Source organism: Hymenobacter sp. 5317J-9, from assembly GCF_022921075.1.
Taxonomy (GTDB): Bacteria; Bacteroidota; Bacteroidia; order Cytophagales; family Hymenobacteraceae; genus Hymenobacter.
Map to the genome: position 1 here is coordinate 2,998,324 of NZ_CP095050.1, position 17,164 is coordinate 3,015,487.

Below are 17,164 nucleotides of genomic sequence, written 5' to 3' on the forward strand. Positions count from 1 at the left end.
AACGCTTGCTTTAATCCGTAGCTCAGACTACTCCTGCTTGCGGGCGCGGGCTACTTTCTTCTCTTCTTTTTCCGCTTTTTTCTCCTTCATGGATTTAACGGGCTCTTTCTTTTTCTCTTTGCGGGCGTCTTGTGCTTTGGCCATGGTTGAAAAGAAGTTTGGTGAGGGGTTGATTTCGGGTAGTTCAACGCACGGCTGGGCCAGCGTGTTGTAGCGGGCGAAGGTATAAAATTTGCCTCAGCCGCGCAGTATGGGCAGATACCGCTCGCGAATAATGTTGAGGTGGTGCAGCTCATGCCCCGCCGTGATGAAGAGCAGGGCGCGCACCGTGGCCGGGCCGTTGTTGGCAGCGCCGCGGCGGTTCAGCTGGTCTTCGGTCAGGCTCTCGGCCAGGGCCAGGGTGGCGGCACGCACGGCGTCGTATTCGGCCAGCAGGCTGGCCAGGGGGCGGGCGTTAGCGCCGCTGTGGGCCACATAGTCGTCCTGCTCAAAACCCGGTAGGTTCTGGCTGTCGCCGCGGGCAAAGCGCAGCGCACGATAAGCGAATATGCGCTCGGTATCAATCTGATGCAGCAGCATTTCCTTCAGCGTCCATTTGCCGGGGGCGTAGGCTTGCTCGGTCTGCCCTTCGCTGAGGCCGGCAAATGCGGCGTGGAGCTGCTGCGGCTGGGTGCGCAGGGCCTCCACCGGGTCGGCGCCGTCGGGCACCAGGTTGATGTAATTGCCCGCATAGGGCAGAAAATCTCCCTCGGCAGGGCGCGTGGTCGACATAGCAGCTGGGCTTGGTTGAGTATTAAGGTCGATGGTAAAGCTGTGGGGCTGCACTGCCGCCGGTATTTCTGTGGGCAGCACCAGGGGCACGGGCGCAGCCGCCACCGGCGCATCAGGTGGCACAATGGACGGGGCCAGCGCCGGGTCGAGCTGCAGGCGCACCACGGGCAAGGGCGCGGGCAGCGCAGCCGTGGCTTCCGGCTGTCCGAAAGCCCAGAGCAGAAAATCGGGCATGATGGAGCCCCAGGTGTGCTGGTGGTGATGCCCGCCTTCCAGCTGCACGTAGCGCAGGGCCTGCTGGGCATTCAGGCCCTTGGCAATCAGGGCTTCGATGAGGTCAAGGCAGTCCTCAACGGAGTCGATGACGCCGTTTTCGTTGCGGTCGTTGCGTTCGTCGAGGGTACCGGTTTGCAGCCAGAAACGGTGCGTCGGGTGCAGCTGGCCCGCCCGCACCAGGCCGTGCATGATGCGGTCGGCGGGCGTGTAGCCGGCTCCCACTGCCTTTTGCCGCCACCAGAACGAGCCCGAAAAAACGCCGGTCCTTGCCAGCGCTTCGGGGTGGTGCCACACAATATCGAAGGCCGACAGCCCGCCGAGCGAAAAGCCAGCCATAACAGCTTCCTGCGGATTGGCCGAGGCCTGAAAGCGGGCCTGAGCAAACGGCAGCAATTCCTCTAGCACGAAGCGGGTATACGCGCCGGCAAGGCTGCCACGCCCGTTGAAGTCGGCGTGCGCGGCGGTGCCGTATTCCTGCGTGCGCAGCTCGTTGGCGTGGGGCGCCACCAGCACGAAGGGGCGAATTGCCTGGCGGGCGTAGAGGGCATTCAGGGTTGCTTCCAGGTGCAGGCGCTCAAAATCCTGGCCGTCATTTAAATATAATACCGGGTAGATTTCGGCAGCGGCTGCGGCCGGCGGCAGCGCAACGGTGAGCTCCACATCGCGCCCCAAACAGTTGGAAACCAACACCTCGCGCACGATACGCACGCCGGTAGCAGGCAAATGAGACAAGGAAGCATCGGGAAGCATGAAACAAAGTAACGCAGCCCGCCGGAGTTGAAACCAAAAACTGAAAAATGCAATGGGCTATGGCAGGCCAATTATTTATGACTAGTTTGCCGTACAGCTTAAAAAAAGCCGCCCCTTCCACCCCACCCTTATATCGCCCCCGCCGTGCAGGAACAACACCGCCGCTTCTACTCGCACCACCTCGGCCAGGACATCGACATGCTGGTTTTTGGCACCTGGGGCTACCCGGTGGTCATTTTTCCCACGTCCGGCGGCCACACCAACGAAGCCCGCGACTTCAAGCTCATTGAGGCGGCCCGCCCCCTGGTGGAAGCCGGCCGCGTGAAGCTGTTTTGCATCGACAGCATCGACGCGCACTCCTGGTATGCCAAGCACCTGGAGCCGCGCATCCGGGTGCAGAACCACGTGTTCTACGACCAGTTTCTGAGCGAAGAATTAGTGCCCATGCTCCAGCGCGAATGCCACGTCGACAAGATTGGCGTGGCCGGCTGCAGTTTCGGCGGCTTTCACGCCCTCAATTTCGCCTTCCGCCACCCCAACCAGGTGGCCCACCTCTTCACCATGGGCGCCGCGTTCGACATCCGCCAGTTTGTGGACGGCTACCACGACGACAACGTGTACTACAACAACCCGCCCGAGTACCTGCCCGGCGCGCAGAGCGAGCATTTCCAGTGGATGAACATCATCCTGGGCACCGCCGAACACGACTTCTGCAAAGAGTCGAATTTTCAGATGGCTCGTATTCTCAGCGAAAAGGGCATTCATTACACCCTGGACGTGAAGCCCTTTGGCGACCACGACTGGCCGGTGTGGCGCGAAATGTTTCCGCAGTACCTGAGCACCATCGGTTAACTCCACCCCCTGTTTCTTCTTCATACCAACTCCCCTTCACCCCCTGCCTAGCGGCAACCCAACACCCCAGCCATGAAAAAAATCGGCATCCTTTTCGGACAAGAAAACACCTTCCCCCAAGCCTTCGTCGACCGCGTGAACCAGAAGGCCGTGGACGGCATCACGGCCGAGTTCGTGAACATTGAGCAGGTGGAGCAGGCCGTGCCCTGCGGTTACGACGTCATCATCGACCGCATTTCGCAGGACGTGCCCTTCTACCGCGCTTATCTGAAGAATGCCGCCCTCACCGGCACGGCCGTCATCAACAACGCTTTCTGGTGGAGCGCCGACGAGAAGTTTTTCAACAACGCCCTGGCCGTGCAGCTCGGCGTGCCGGTGCCCAAGACGCTGCTGCTGCCCAGCAAGCACCGCCCCGACGACACCACCGAAAACTCCTTCCGCAACCTGTCGCTGTTCAACTGGGAAAAGGCGTTCGAGCACATCGGCTTCCCGGCCTTCATGAAGCCCCACGCGGGCGGCGGCTGGAAGAGCGTTTATAAGGTAGACAACCCCGAACAAGCCTGGCGCGCCTACGACGAAACCGGCCAGCTGGTGATGCTCTACCAGGAAGCCATCGAGTTTGAAGACTATTTCCGTTGCTATTGCCTGGGTGGCAAGCACGTGCTCATCATGCCCTACGAGCCCCGCAATGCCCCCACGAGCGGTACCAGACCACGATGAAGACCGAAGGCGAAGCCGGCAAGCGTCTACTCGATACCATCAAGAACTACACCTTGCGCCTGTGCCAGGGCCTGGGCTACGATTTCAATACGGTAGAATTTGCCGTGCGCGACGGCATTCCCATCGCCATCGACTTCGGCAACCCCGCGCCCGATGCCGACATCAATTCCGTGGGCCCCGAGAACTTTGAGTGGGTGGTGGAACACGCCGCCCAGCTGGCCATTGAGCGCGCCCAGTCCCACCGCGCCGGGCGCACCAACCTCACCTGGGGCACCTTCGTGCAGGATTCGGTGCGCGCCGCCCCAAGGGTTCGCCCACCATCGGCGCCAACGTGCAGATGGGCCAGGCCGTGCGCGAAACCAACGACCTGGGCGCCACCGGTGCCCCCAAGCCCGCAGCCAAAAAACCAGCGGCAAAGAAAACCGCCGGCGCTCCCAAGCCCGAGCCGCCCACCGGCGGGGTATCGGCCAGCGAGCAGTCGGCCGCCAAAAAAAGTGCGACTCCGGCCAAAAAGGCCGCTGCGCCCAAGGCCGCTACCGCCAAGAAAGCCGCTCCTAAAAAGAACGAGTAGCCTCTTCCCAACGCTGATGCTGCCCGGCGTGCGGCCTTCGCGCGCCGGGCAGCACCGCGTCTGTCCGCCTTTCCCTTCGCATTCGTTCTCCGTATGGCCATGCCCACATTTACCCTCGGCATCGAGGAAGAATTTCAGACCATTGACCCCGAAACCCGGGAGTTGCGCTCCCACCTCTCGCAAATAGTGGAAGGCGGCCGGGTGACGCTGCAGGAGCAGGTGAAAGCCGAGATGCACCAAGCCGTGGTGGAAGTGGGCACCAACATCTGCCACAACATTGCCGAGGCCCGCACCGAGGTACTGCACCTGCGCCGCCAAGTGATTGAGCTGGCCGACCGCCAGAATCTGAAGATTGGCGCGGCCGGCACGCACCCGTTTTCGCGCTGGCAAGAGCAGCCCATCACGCCCGATGCCCGCTACGACAAGATTGTGGAGGAGCTGCAGGAAGCCGCCCGCTCCAACCTGGTTTTCGGCATGCACGTGCACGTGGGCATCGAAAACCGCGAAATCGGCGTGTACATGATGAACACGCTGCGCTACTTTCTGCCGCACCTGTTCGCCCTCAGCACCAACTCGCCGTTTTGGGAAGGGCGTGAGACTGGCTACAAGTCTTTTCGCACCAAGGTGTTTGAGCGGTTTCCGCGCACGGGCATTCCGGGCTACTTTCACAGCGCCAGCGACTACGACGAGTTTGTGCAACTACTAATAAAGACGGGCTGCATCGACAACGGCAAGAAAATCTGGTGGGACGTGCGCCTGCACCCCTTCTTCGACACCATCGAGTACCGCATCTGCGACATGATGATGCGGGCCGACGAAACCATTGCCGTGGCGGCCATCATGCAGGCGCTGGTGGCTAAAATCTACAAGCTGAAGGCCCAGAACCTCAATTTCCGCATCTACCGCAGCGCCCTCATCAAGGAGAACAAATGGCGCGCGGCGCGCTACGGGCTCGACGGCCAGATGATAGACTTTGGCAAGCAGGAAGAGGTGCCCACGCGCAAACTCATCCTGGAGCTGCTCGACTTCATCGACGACGTGGTGGACGAGCTCGGCAGCCGCCACGAGGTGGAGTACGTGCTGAAAATGATGGAGATGGGCACCGGCGCCGACCGCCAGCTGGCCGTGTTCCGCGAGACCAACGACCTGAGCAAAGTGGTCGACTACATCCTGTCGGAGACTACCCAGGGCCTTTAGAAATTGTACCTTTGCCCGTGCAACGCCCGCCCTTTGGCCGGCGTTGCTTCTTTTTTCATCGGGTTTGCTGCACAGGCTGGCTTGGGCCAAGCTCATTTTACTGATATTTATGGAGGCTATCCGCATTGCTATTCTCGACATGTACGACAACGCCCGCAACGAGGGCATGCGCTGCATTCGACAGCTGCTGGCCCGCGGGGCGTCGGAAAACGGCGTCGCGTTCGACGTTGATACTTATAATGTTCGGGCCGAAAACGTGGTGCCGGGCCTCGATTATGACATCTACATTTCGAGCGGCGGGCCTGGCAGCCCCCTGCCGTCGGACGAGCCCTGGGAGCGCCAATATTTCGATTTCATCGACGCGCTGCTGGCCCACAACCAAACCCAGGAAGCCAAAAAGCACCTGCTGCTCATTTGCCATTCCTTCCAGCTGGTGAGCCGGCACCTGGGCCTGGGCACCGTGAGCCGGCGCAAGTCGACCTCGTTTGGCGTGCTGCCGGTACACCTCACGCCCGCCGGGCTGGCCGAGCCCGTGCTGCAGGGCCTGCCCGAGCCGTTTTACACCGTCGACTCGCGCGACTACCAACTTACCAACCTCGACCTGGACCGCCTGAACGCCTACGGCGCCCAGGTGCTGTGCCTCGAAAAAGAGCGCCCGCACGTGCCCCTGGAGCGCGCCGTGATGGCCATTCGCTTCACGCCCGAAGTGCTGGGCACGCAGTTCCACCCCGAAGCCGATGGAGAGGGCATGCTCCGCTACATGCTCACCGACGAGCGCAAGCAGCAGGTCATCGAAACCTACGGCGAGGCCAAGTACCACGAGATGGTGCGCCTGCTGGCCGACCCTACCACCATTGAGCATACCGAGTCGGTGGTGGTGCCCGCTTTCCTGCGCCGCGCCCTAGCCGGCCTGGGCCAATTTGCCACTGTGTAATTCCACCTTTCGTCGCTGCCTCTGCACATGATTCCGGAACCCCGCCACGTTTTCAATGCCGCCTTCAGCCCAGACCGCTACCAGGAAATGCTCGCCGATATTGAGCAGCAGCTACCTGGCCAGCTCGACTTCCGCGTGGCCGAAACACCGGTTTTTGTGCCGGCTGGCTTGCGCGACAAGCTGATTGCGGCCGGCGAAAGCATTATTAAGGTCATTGAGCGCCCTGATTTTAAGGCACTGACCGAAGCGGCCATTCCACCGCACCAGCGCGTGCCGCACGAGGATGCGCGACCTGAGTTCCTGACGTTTGACTTTGCGGTGTGCCGCGACGCCACCGGCGAGCTGGAGCCCCAGCTCATTGAGATGCAGGGGTTTCCGTCGCTGTACGCATTTCAGTCCTGGCTGCCCGGCGTGTTTGCCGCCCATTATCCCATTCCTGACTCGGTGACGCCGTTTCTGGACGTGGCCGATTTTGGGGCCTACCAGCAGCGCATGCGGAACTTCCTTTTGGCCGGCCAGCCGGCTGAGAATGTGATTCTGCTGGAGCTGTTCCCCGAAAAGCAGAAAACCCGCGTCGACTTTGCGCTCACCAAGCAGCTGTGGGGCGTTGAGGCCGTGTGCCTTACCCGCATTCGCAAGCGCGGCCGTCAGCTATTCTATGAAAAGGACGGGCGCGAAATCCCGATTACGCGCATCTACAACCGCATTATTTTCGATGAGCTGGCGCGCTACCCGGACCTGAAAACGGAATTTCATCTCACCGAAGACGTGGACGTGGCCTGGGTGGGACACCCCAACTGGTTTTTCCGCATCAGCAAGTTCACGCTGCCGCTGCTGCAGGGCCCGTTTGTGCCGCCCAGCTATTTTCTGCACGAGCTGAAGGAGTACCCGACCGACCTCGAAAATTATGTATTGAAGCCCCTGTTTTCGTTTGCCGGGGCGGGCGTGCGGCTGCATTTCACGGCGGCCGACCTGGATGCGCTGCCCGATAAACAGCACTATTTGCTGCAGCGCAAAGTCACCTACGAGCCCGTGGTGCAGTCGCCCGATGGCCTGGTAAAGTGTGAAATCCGCCTGCTCTACATCTGGCCCTTGGGCGAGCCGCGGCCTCAACTCCTCACCGGCCTGAGCCGTCTGAGCCGGGGCGAGATGATTGGCGTCGATTTCAACAAGGACAAGGACTGGGTGGGCGGCACCACGCCGCTTTTTGCGCGCTAGCTCCACGGCCGGGCACGGAGTTTGACTATGGCCGAACAACGCCGGCTGAACCTTGCGCGTAAAGTCAGCCTCACCCCCACGACTTTATCCATGTCATCACTTTCCGAAAAAGGCCTGAAGCTTTCCAAAAACGTCATCTTCAACGTCTTCATTGGCCGGGCCACCAAGCTGCTGGGCCGCCCGTTCAAGGTTGTCACGGTGCTCAACGAAGCCGCTGACAAGCTGGCCGACCAAAAAAGCCACACCAATAAGTTTCGCCAGCTCTTCGACGTCGCCCTGACGCTGGTGCGTCTCGTGCGCAGCTACATCAGCGGCGAATACCGCGAGATTTCCACCAGCACCATTATTTCGGGCCTGGCCGTGCTGCTCTACGTGCTGTCGCCCATCGACCTGGTGCCCGACTTCATCCCGGTGGTGGGTTTTCTCGATGATTTGAGCCTTGTGAGCTGGTTCGTGGGCAAGTTCCAGGTCGAAATTACCAAGTACCGCGAGTGGGAAACCACCGCCCGCGGCCACTCTGAGGACGACAGCACAGCTTCGGCCCAGCCCGACGCCGTGGCCGAACCGGCCCGGGGCGACGCCGCGCTGCCGAGCGTGGCCGAGCTCGGCCATTCGTAAGGCCCCGATTTGCCGCTTCGGGCTGCCGGGCCATCATTTTTTCCGCTCGCGCAGCGTCTCTTTGTCGGATGCGCTACCTTTCCGGCCTCCCAGCTTTTTCGCTTTATGCCCACGTTTGTCGTTTCCCTTCGGCTGCCGGAAACTTTTGATGAGGAATTCATCTCCCTCATCCCGAGCCACCGGGCCTTTATCAACCAGCTGCTGAGCGAGAAAATTGTGGAAGTTTACGCCATCAGCAGCGACCGCAGCCGCGGTTGGGTAACCATGCACGGCGACGATGCCGCCGCAGTGCGCGCCGTAGTGGAGCAATTCCCGCTGTTTCATTTCCTGGAAGGCGTGGAAATCGACGAGCTGTTTATTTTCGACAGCACGGCCTCACGCTTTCCGCACATCAGCCTCAACTAAGCCCATAGCTTTCCTGCATTTTCTTATTTTTTTATCCTTTATGAGGCCTTTCGTGACCGGTTCGGTTTTTCATTTTCGTCTGGCCGCTGCGGCCGGGGCGCTGGCGGCCGTGACAGTGGCCGCCACCAGCCCGCCGCCCGCCATCACCACCGAGCAGCTGACCACCCGCATGAGCACGGCCATCGAAGGCCTGAAATACCTGCGCTGCGTCGTGAAAGCGCAGGAGCGCATCGGGGGCAGCATCAACCAGGCGCGCAGCGTTATGAAGCTGACCTATAAGCCGCTGCGCATCTACATCAAGAACCAAAAGGGCGTGGAAGTGCTCTGGCTGCAGGGCCAGAACGACGGCGATGCCTGGGTGTACCCCGCCAGCTTCCCTTACGTGACCCTCAGCCTGGACCCCAACGGCAAGCTCATGCGCAGCAACCAGCACCACACGGCGCTGCAGGCAGGTTTCGGCACCATTTCGGACCTGCTACGCACCACCGGGCTGAGGCAGGACAACTCCTACAGCCGCTCGTTCCGCTACGTAGGCGACACTACCTTGCAGGGCCGCACCGCCCACGTGCTGCGCTCCGATTTTCCGCAGTTCCGCTACGTCAGCTACAAAGCCGGCAAAAACGAAACCATTGAGACGGTGGCCGAACGGTTTGGCTGCGGCGCCTACCGCGTGGTGGAGCGCAACAACCTAAGCATCGGCGAAAAAATCCCCGAAGGCAAAGTGCTGCAGGTGCCCAATGCCTACGGCCGCCGCACGGTGCTGTGCGTCGACCCCAAAACCTACCTGCCTATGCTGGTGCAAGTCAACGACGACAAAGGGCTGTTTGAACGGTTCGAATTTCAGGACGTAGTGCCGAACCAGCCCATCCCGCTCGAAGAGTTTTCGAAGGATTACAAAGGCTATAAATTCTGACCACGGATTCGGACGGATTTTTTGGTTTGCACGGGTATTATGCAGTTTGTTCCCTGACGCTAACAAGAAAGGCTTGCCGCATGGCAAGCCTTTCTGCTGATTATCCAGTAGCCGGGGCTACTAACACCGCGTAATCCGTTGTTTAACGGCGCATGGTTTTCTCAATCTGGTCCCACATTTCAGGCGTGAGCATTTCCAGCTTATTGAATTCGCCGGCGCCATTGAGCCACTCGCCGCCGTCGATGGTCACCACTTCGCCGTTCACGTAGGCCGAAAAATCGGACACCAGATAGGCGGCCAGGTTGGCCAGTTCCTGGTATTGGCCCACGCGCTTGAGCGGCACGCTGGCGGCCGGGTCGAGCTTGCTGGCCAAGGGCTCGGGAAACAAGCGGCTCCAGGCGCCCTCCGTCGGGAACGGGCCCGGCGCAATGGCGTTGGAACGAATGCCGTACTTGGCCCACTCCACGGCCAGCGAGCGGGTCATGGCCAGCACACCTGCCTTGGCCGTGGCGGAAGGCACCACGAAGGCAGAACCAACTGAAGCGTAAGTGGTAACGATGTTGAGAATGGTGCCCGGTTTTTTGTCGGCAATCCAACGCTTGCCCACGGCCAGCGTGCAGTTATAACTGCCGCGCAGCACAATGTCCACAATCACATCAAACGCCTTGTGCGACAGGCGCTCCGTGGGGCTGATGAAGTTACCGGCCGCGTTATTCAGCAGCACGTCGACGCCGCCAAACTCCTGAATGGTGCGCTCCAGCATGGCTTCCACTTCGTCGTATTTGCGCACGTCGCAGGCAATGGCCAGCACCTTGCCGCCGGTTTGCTGGCGCAGTTCCTCAGCGGTTTTTTCAAGCACATCGAGCTTGCGGCTACTGATGGTGACATTTGCCCCCAGCTGCAAAAAATAGGTGGTCATGGCCCGGCCCAGGCCGGTGCCGCCGCCGGTTACGATGATGGTTTTGCCAGCCAGCGCGTTGTCGCGTAGCATGGGTTGCGTGTAGGGAGTGTTCATGCAAGTCGTAAGAGAGGGTGGGAAGCGCGGGCGTGTCCGCTGCCCGAAGGTACTAGAACCCGGCCATCAACCCGCCGCCGGCAGCGGGCCTACCAATTCACCTACCGAATATAGTATTACGTATTTTTTTCGGACCTTCGGGCCATTAGGCCAAGTTAATTGTTGAGATTACATGACAAGTTCCAATTCCGGGGGCTCCGCGAGCACAACATCTGGAGCGGAACACCCCACCGTATTAGTGCTGGGCTGCGGCTGGCTGGGCATGGCCCTGGCCCGCGCCTTGGCCGCCGCTGGCCACGAGGTGCTGGGCACCACCACCACGCCCGAAAACCTGACCGGCATGGAGGCTGCTGGCATTCAGTCGCATCTGCTGCGCCTGGGCTCCGATTTTAATGCCCCGGCCGAAGCCCTGCTCATGCGCCTGCTCCGCGCGGCCGATGTGCTGGTGCTGAACGTGCCGCCCCGGGCCGCGGCCGCTGGCGCCTATCCCTCGCTGCTGCGGCCGGTGCACCGGGCGGTGGCTGCGGCCGGCACGCCACATGTGCTGTTCGTGAGTTCCACCAGCGTATATCCCAACGAGCCCCGCCTGATGCGCGAAGCCGACGCCCTGAGCACCCGCGATGCTGCCTCCGACGTGCTGCGGGCCGAGGGCCACTTTGTGCCCCGCTACGGGCAATGGAAAAGCACAGTGGTGCGCCTCGGCGGCCTCATGGGCCCCGACCGCTCCCCCGGCCGCTTCCTGGCGGGCCGCCGCGAGCTTGAGCAGGGCAACGCGCCCGTCAACCTGGTGCACCTCACCGACGTGGTGGGCGTGCTTTCGGCCATCATCCGGCACGGCGTGTGGGGCCACACGTTCAACGTGTGCGCCGAGCAGCACCCGCCGCGCCGCGATTTTTACCCGGCGGCGGCGCGCTACCTCAAGCTGGAAGCGCCCACGTTCAAAGAAGAGAACAACGTGAGCGGCAAAACCATCGACAGCAGCTTGGTGCGTTCGTTGGTACCCTACACTTTTCAGCACGACGACGTGCTGGCGGCGCTGGAGCACTGCTAATAGGTGGCCCAAGCAGGCCCGCCGTACCTTTGTGCGGTGAAAACCGATGCTACTCTTCCCCTGGTGGCCGTGCTGGGCGGCGGCGCGGCCGGCTTTTTTGGTGCCATTGCCTGTGCCGAAGCCAACCCGCATGCGCGGGTGCTGCTGCTGGAAAAAACGGGCAAGCTGCTGAGCAAAGTGCGCGTATCAGGCGGCGGGCGCTGCAACGTGACTCACGCCTGCGAAACCGCGGCCCAGCTTGTGGCGCACTACCCGCGCGGCAGCAAGCAGCTCAAAAGCGCATTTCAGCGCTTTGGTGTGGCCGATACCATTGCCTGGTTTGCCCGGCGCGGCGTGCCCCTGAAGACCGAGGCCGACGGCCGCATGTTTCCCACCACCGACTCGAGCGAAACCATTGCCCGGGCCTTGGAAGAGGCCGCGCGCCGCGCCGGCGTGCAGATAATAACCAACACCAGCGCCGACGACATCCAGCCCCTGCCCACGGGCGGCTTTCGCCTGCGGCTGAGCGGCACCGGCGCGGCCGGGCTGGGTCCCACACTGCACGCCCACCGGGTGCTCATTGCCACCGGCGGCAATCCCAAAAGCGCCAACTATGACTGGCTGCGCAGCCTGGGCCACAGCATCGCCGAGCCGGTGCCGTCGCTGTTCACGTTCAACGTGCCGGCCTCGCCGCTGCAGGAGCTCATGGGCGTGAGCGTGCCTCACGCCCGCGTGGTACTGGCCGGTGAAAAGCTGCAATACGAAGGCCCCCTGCTCGTAACGCACTGGGGCGTGAGCGGGCCGGCAGTGCTCAAGCTATCGGCCTGGGGCGCCCGCCGGCTCAGCGAGTTAGGTTACGTAGGCACGGCCCTTATCAACTGGATTCCGACGCACACCGAAGAAACCCTGCGGCCCTGGCTGCAGCAGTTTCGGCAGGAAAACGGGAGGAAAGTAGTGGCTTCCAACCCGCAGTTTGGCCTGCCCCAGCGCCTGTGGCGCAATCTCGCCGAGCAGGCTGGCATCGGGCCCGAAACCCGCTGGAGCGACCTCCCGGCCAAATCCCAAAACCGCCTGCTGGAATTGCTGCTGCGCTCCCCACTGGCCGTGCGCGGCAAAACGACCTACAAAGAGGAATTTGTAACCTGCGGCGGAGTTATGCTGGACGAAGTCGACCTCAAAACCATGGAAAGCCGGCGGGTACCCGGCCTGTATTTCGCCGGCGAAGTGCTCGACATCGACGGCATCACGGGCGGCTTCAACTTTCAGGCGGCCTGGACGACCGGCTTCCTCGCCGGCCAGGCCATGGCGCTGAGAGACAAAAACTGAGGAACAATCAAAGAACGTTGTGCTGAGCGCAGTGGACGCACCTCCACCGCAGCAATAACCAAAGACTGGCGCAGTAGAGGTGCGTCCACTGCGCTCAGCACGACGTTTCTGTTCAACCGCAGGTGTCTGTAACCTTCCCATAGCCGAGGCAGTAAACGGAGCATACTTTCCAACTTACTTTTCTCTTTCCAATGGAAGCCAAAGCCACCACCGCCCTCCTCAACGAACTGGTCGAAACCCTTAAAGATGGCCAGAAAGGCTACGCCGACGCCATGACTGACGTGGAGGACAGCAGCTTGAAAGACACGTTCAAGAAATACGCCGCCCAGCGCGCCAGCTACATCACCGAAATCGAGGACCAGATGTTCAAGCTGGACCTCAAGCCCGACGAAAGCTCGTCGATTACCGGCACCGTGCACCGCGCCTGGATTGACCTAAAATCGGCCCTCACCAGCAAAGACAACAAAGCTGTTCTCAACGAGTGCGAGCGCGGCGAAGACTACGCCGTGAAAGCCTACCAAACGGCCCTGAAAGCCCAAGACCTGCCCTCGGCTCTCAAGTCGGTGATTGAGAAGCAGTACCAGGGCGTGCAAGAAGCCCACAACGCCATCAAGGCGCTGCGGGACTCGTCGAAGTAAGCTGTTCTGTCTTACCTATTAAGGCAACAAAAAAGCCGCCCATTGGGCGGCTTTTTTGTCTTCTAACCTTCTTCTAAATAGTCACACGTAAAATCGTCACCTAATCTGGATAGCCCAGTTAACAAAGCGGTTGGCTATTCGTCAAAGCCTTCGTTGCGGGGCGCACGGGGAGTGCGGGGCGTTTCGTATTCGCGCGGGGTGCCGTAGCTGGGCTTGTTGCCGTAGCTGGGGCGGTTGCCGTAGCCCGACTTGCCGGTGCCACCTTCGCGGCGGTCGCCGTAGCTGGGGCGGTTGCCGTAGCCGCTGCCACCGTCACGGTTGCCTTTGTAGCCACCGCCGTAGCCGCCTTCGCGGCGCTCGCCGCCACCAAAGCTGCCGCCACCGCGGTTGCCTTTGTAGCCGCCGCCGTAGCCGCCCTCGCGGCGCTCGCCGCCGTTGAAAGGACGACGCTCACGGTCGCCGCCAAAACCGCCGGGGCCGCCGCGGCTGAAGCCTTCCTGCTTCGCCTCGCCTTCCTGCACCGGAGTGGCAATGCTGAAGCTCACCGGCGAGCCCTGAATGCTGGTGCGACCCAGCTTGCTCACAACCTCATCGGCAAATTCCGAGGGCACTTCCACGAAGCTGAACTTGTCGTAGAGGGCGATGTCGCCCACCTTGGCACCGGTCAGGTTGGTCGATTCCGAAATCAGGTCCACGATGTCGCGGGGGTGAATCCGGTCTTTCTTGCCCATGGTTACGAAGAGGCGCGTGAAGCCGGGGCGGGCCGAACCGGCCGCCTTGCTGGCGTCGAGGCTCTGCTGAGCACTCTTGTCCTCTTTCATGGTCATCTTCAGCAGCGCAGCGGCGATGTCGAGCGAGGTGATTTCATCGCCCTGGTCGAGCAGGCGCTGCACGCGGCCCACGTACTTGTCGAGGTTGCCTTTCTCGATGATTTCCTTAATCTGGTTCAGGAACAGCGTGGTTTTCACCTCCGACACGTCGGCAAACGACGGCACCTGCGCCAATTTGATGTCGGCCTTAGTGAAGCGCATGATGTCGCGCAGCTTATAAATGTCGCGCCCGCTCACAAACGTGAAGGCTTTGCCCGACTTGCCGGCGCGGCCCGTACGGCCGATGCGGTGCACGTAATATTCTTCGTCGGCGGGCAGGTCGTAGTTCACTACGGCTTCCACGTTGTCCACGTCGATGCCACGGGCGGCCACGTCGGTGGCCACCAGCACTTCCAGCGTCGATTTACGGAATTTATCGAGCGTATTCTGGCGCTGCTGCTGGCCCATGTCGCCGTGCAGGCCTTCGGCGAAGTAGCCTTTGGCTTGCAGGTCGGCCACTATTTCGTCCACCATGCGCTTGGTGTTGGCGAAAACGATGGTCGACTTCAGGTTGTACATGTCGAGCAAACGGGTCAGCACGTCCTTTTTCTGGGGGCCGCGCACCTCGTAGTAGCTCTGCTCGATGTTGGTCACCGTCATCGTCTTGTGGTTCACCTTCACAATCTGCGGCTCGCGCTGATATTTCTTGGTGAGCTCCATGATGGGCTTGCTCATCGTGGCCGAGAAGAACACCGTCTGGCGGTCTTCGGGCATCTTGGTCAGGATGAACTCGATGTCGTCGCGGAAGCCCATGTCGAGCATTTCGTCGGCTTCATCCAGAATAATCTTGGTGGTTTTGTCGAGGCGCAGGGTGCCGCGCTCGATGTGGTCCATCACCCGGCCGGGCGTGCCAATCACAATCTGCACGCCGCGCTCCAGGGCGCGGAGCTGACGGTCGTAGGGGCTGCCGCCGTAGATAGGCACCACCATCAGGCCACGCTTGTACTTGCCCAGCTTCTGGATTTCGCCCGAAACCTGCACCGCGAGTTCGCGGGTGGGGCAGAGCACCAGTACCTGCACGTCTTTGCTCTCGGTATCGATGTTGTCGATGGCGGGAATGGAGAAGGCAGCCGTTTTGCCGGTACCCGTCTGGGCCTGGCCGATAACGTCTTTGCCGGAAAGCAGCACCGGGATGGCGGCGGCCTGAATGGCCGAGGCTTCCTCGTAGCCCATCTCGGTGATGGCGCGTTGTACTTCCTCGGAGAGGTTCAGTTCGTCAAAGCGAACCACAATTTTTTCAGCTTCCATGAGTGGAGTTGATAAGGGGGGAAAAGAGACTTAGCTCTGAAAACAGCCGTACTCAGCGACGTTTCCCCTCCTTCTACCTTGTCACAATCAGGCGGGAAAAAACAACCAAAAAACTACGCGACCAATGCGTTAGCGCCTCTCTCGGGCTTGCGCGGACTTAGGCCGTCCTCAAATGCGGGTGCAAAGGTAGGACTTTTATTTTGGAAATGCTAATGCGTGGCGAATAAGAATTTGATAGAACGTCATGCTGAGCGCAGCCGAAGCATCTCGCGTGTGGTAGTAATCCAATCGTTGAAAAAGGATTAGTGGTGGCACGCGAGATGCTTCGGCTGCGGTCTGCATGACGTCTTATTTCGTTCTGCCCTTTGTTCTTACTTCCCCGCCGGGCACAAAAAAAAGCCCACCAAAGGCGGGCTTTCTTAGATTGCAAAGCTTGAGCTGAATTAAACCAGCGATACTTTTACTGCGTTCGGGCCTTTTTTGCCTTGGGCTACTTCGTATTGAACTTTGTCGTTTTCGCGAATCGAGCTAACCTGGAGGTCGCTGATGTGAACGAAGATGTCTTCGCCAGTTTCGTCGTTTTTGATGAAACCAAAACCTTTGGTGTCATTAAAGAATTTTACCGTTCCGGTGGGCATGGTGGTTGGTTGTGGAGTTTCCCTAAGCGTTTGGGCCACCGTGGCTTGGTTTCTTAGGTTGCGTCAAAGATAGGCAGAATTTCCAAATGACCAAGTCCATAGATATTTTTTTCAACGGCTTGGAGCGCTAGCTGAGAACGTCTTGTCGTAAGTTGGAGAGGGCGCCACAGAGCGCAGCCCAGTGGTTTGGTTGCCTGGAATTGAAAGCAACGGCTTCATTCGTGCTTTGCCTCGCTGCGCCCGCTATGACGTTCTTTTGTGTCCCGCGCACCGATTCAGTCCCATTTTCTTCGCCTCCTTGTCTATGCCCGACGCGCCTGCCCACGCTTTCTCGCACGAGTTCCAGGTTCCAGCCAGCGCCATTGATGCGCTGGGCCATGCCAATAATGTGGAGTACGTGCGCTGGGTGCAGGATGTGGCCGGCGCACATTGGCTAAGCATCTGCCCGCCTGAGTTGCGCGACCAGATTATTTGGGTGGTGCGCGAGCACCGCATCCGCTACCTGCAATCGGCTTTCGCGGGCGAGACGCTGCGGGCCAGCACTTGGGTGGGCGAAACCAGCGGGGCCACGTCGCTGCGCTACACCCGCCTCAGCCGCGTGAGCGACGGCGTGCTGCTGTGCGAGGCGGAAACGACCTGGGTGCTGCTCGACCCCAAGAGGGGCCGGCCGGTGCGGGTTACGGCGGAGATGGTAAGTTGGCTACGGCCTAAATCAGATTAGGCTTCGCCATTAACTAGCAAGTTATAGTATTTACCAGTAGTTAAATTCACTATAAAGCTATAATAGCAGTTGCCGCCATCATCAACCAAGAAAAGCTTGGTTCTCCATTCATTATCATATGCCTGACAGAAACAATTAACCCAGACCAACTTGTCCCCTTTCTGGTCAATTACACAAACGTATTGTCGTTTGTATACCTTCAATTTGTTGTCTTGGGCAGCACGAACTAAAAACAAATTCACCTTATTCAATTCGTCTTGATTAAGAGAAGCTTGTTTTACGTCCTTCTCAAAGCCCATCATTTCCCAATTGGAATTCCGATAAGGCAGTACAGCAAAATCAGAAGCGGGTGCAGCTTTTTGCTTCTTGTTAACTAACGTTTTTTGCGCTTCCGCATTAAATCCTAGCAACATTAGACTCAAACCGAGAAGTAGTTTGTCCGTCTTCATAATAC

At 60.2% G+C, this 17,164-nt stretch carries 16 protein-coding genes and 2 pseudogenes; 13 read left to right on the plus strand and 5 right to left on the minus strand.

What is annotated here, in order from left to right; genetic code table 11:
* Positions 1-237: 237 nt before the first annotated feature.
* Entirely contained in the window at positions 238-1,779 is a 1,542-nt protein-coding gene (locus MUN81_RS12690) for an alpha/beta hydrolase-fold protein (protein WP_245110893.1), read from the minus strand.
* Positions 1,780-1,941: 162 nt separating this feature from the next.
* Between MUN81_RS12690 and MUN81_RS12695 the strand changes: the two genes are divergently transcribed.
* The 9 genes and pseudogenes from MUN81_RS12695 (at position 1,942) to MUN81_RS12735 (ending at position 9,225) form a co-directional block, all read left to right on the plus strand.
* Positions 1,942-2,649: an alpha/beta fold hydrolase gene (locus MUN81_RS12695; RefSeq protein ID WP_245110896.1), complete on the plus strand. Its 708-nt coding sequence runs from the start codon at positions 1,942-1,944 to the stop codon at positions 2,647-2,649.
* Between the two features lie 72 nt (positions 2,650-2,721).
* Positions 2,722-3,662 (plus strand): annotated as a pseudogene (locus MUN81_RS12700) (hypothetical protein); the annotation flags it as partial.
* 38 nt (positions 3,663-3,700) lie between these two features.
* Positions 3,701-3,940: a hypothetical protein gene (locus tag MUN81_RS12705; RefSeq protein ID WP_245117450.1), complete on the plus strand. Its 240-nt coding sequence runs from the start codon at positions 3,701-3,703 to the stop codon at positions 3,938-3,940.
* A gap of 99 nt (positions 3,941-4,039) precedes the next feature.
* Positions 4,040-5,137: a carboxylate-amine ligase gene (locus tag MUN81_RS12710; protein ID WP_245110897.1), complete on the plus strand. Its 1,098-nt coding sequence runs from the start codon at positions 4,040-4,042 to the stop codon at positions 5,135-5,137.
* Positions 5,138-5,246: 109 nt separating this feature from the next.
* Complete coding sequence (locus tag MUN81_RS12715) at positions 5,247-6,071, plus strand: GMP synthase (RefSeq protein WP_245110900.1); 825 nt, start codon at positions 5,247-5,249, stop codon at positions 6,069-6,071.
* 27 nt (positions 6,072-6,098) lie between these two features.
* On the plus strand, positions 6,099-7,289 hold the full coding sequence (locus tag MUN81_RS12720; RefSeq protein ID WP_245110902.1) for a hypothetical protein: 1,191 nt from the start codon (positions 6,099-6,101) through the stop codon (positions 7,287-7,289).
* A 354-nt stretch (positions 7,290-7,643) separates the two neighbouring features.
* Positions 7,644-7,733 (plus strand): annotated as a pseudogene (locus MUN81_RS12725) (DUF1232 domain-containing protein); the annotation flags it as partial.
* A 279-nt stretch (positions 7,734-8,012) separates the two neighbouring features.
* Positions 8,013-8,312, plus strand: a complete 300-nt coding sequence (locus MUN81_RS12730) for a hypothetical protein (RefSeq protein WP_190924620.1) — start codon at positions 8,013-8,015, stop codon at positions 8,310-8,312.
* 40 nt (positions 8,313-8,352) lie between these two features.
* A complete protein-coding gene (locus MUN81_RS12735; RefSeq protein WP_245110904.1) occupies positions 8,353-9,225 on the plus strand; it encodes a DUF1571 domain-containing protein in 873 nt (290 codons plus the stop codon).
* Positions 9,226-9,367: 142 nt separating this feature from the next.
* Here MUN81_RS12735 and MUN81_RS12740 read toward each other — a convergent pair whose 3' ends face one another.
* Positions 9,368-10,240 carry an SDR family oxidoreductase gene (locus MUN81_RS12740; RefSeq protein WP_245110906.1) on the minus strand — a complete coding sequence of 291 codons (873 nt, stop codon included), beginning with the start codon at positions 10,238-10,240 and terminating at the stop codon, positions 9,368-9,370.
* A 172-nt stretch (positions 10,241-10,412) separates the two neighbouring features.
* Here MUN81_RS12740 and MUN81_RS12745 point away from each other — a divergent pair, with 172 nt between their 5' ends.
* The 3 genes from MUN81_RS12745 (at position 10,413) to MUN81_RS12755 (ending at position 13,234) form a co-directional block, all read left to right on the plus strand.
* Positions 10,413-11,291 carry an NAD(P)-binding domain-containing protein gene (locus MUN81_RS12745; protein ID WP_245110908.1) on the plus strand — a complete coding sequence of 293 codons (879 nt, stop codon included), beginning with the start codon at positions 10,413-10,415 and terminating at the stop codon, positions 11,289-11,291.
* 36 nt (positions 11,292-11,327) lie between these two features.
* Positions 11,328-12,596: an NAD(P)/FAD-dependent oxidoreductase gene (locus MUN81_RS12750; protein ID WP_245110911.1), complete on the plus strand. Its 1,269-nt coding sequence runs from the start codon at positions 11,328-11,330 to the stop codon at positions 12,594-12,596.
* A 191-nt stretch (positions 12,597-12,787) separates the two neighbouring features.
* On the plus strand, positions 12,788-13,234 hold the full coding sequence (locus MUN81_RS12755) for a PA2169 family four-helix-bundle protein (RefSeq protein WP_245110913.1): 447 nt from the start codon (positions 12,788-12,790) through the stop codon (positions 13,232-13,234).
* Positions 13,235-13,368: 134 nt separating this feature from the next.
* Here MUN81_RS12755 and MUN81_RS12760 read toward each other — a convergent pair whose 3' ends face one another.
* Positions 13,369-15,351, minus strand: coding sequence for a DEAD/DEAH box helicase (locus tag MUN81_RS12760; RefSeq protein WP_245110915.1), 1,983 nt, complete (start codon positions 15,349-15,351; stop codon positions 13,369-13,371).
* Between the two features lie 443 nt (positions 15,352-15,794).
* Positions 15,795-15,989 (minus strand): cold-shock protein, encoded by a 195-nt coding sequence (locus tag MUN81_RS12765; protein ID WP_068239330.1) that lies wholly within the window; start codon positions 15,987-15,989, stop codon positions 15,795-15,797.
* Between the two features lie 304 nt (positions 15,990-16,293).
* Between MUN81_RS12765 and MUN81_RS12770 the strand changes: the two genes are divergently transcribed.
* Positions 16,294-16,710 (plus strand): thioesterase family protein, encoded by a 417-nt coding sequence (locus MUN81_RS12770; protein ID WP_245110917.1) that lies wholly within the window; start codon positions 16,294-16,296, stop codon positions 16,708-16,710.
* Here the strand turns inward: MUN81_RS12770 and MUN81_RS12775 are convergent.
* On the minus strand, positions 16,707-17,159 hold the full coding sequence (locus tag MUN81_RS12775; RefSeq protein ID WP_245110919.1) for a hypothetical protein: 453 nt from the start codon (positions 17,157-17,159) through the stop codon (positions 16,707-16,709). The two genes, MUN81_RS12770 and MUN81_RS12775, sit on opposite strands and share 4 nt — an antisense overlap.
* Positions 17,160-17,164 lie beyond the last annotated feature (5 nt).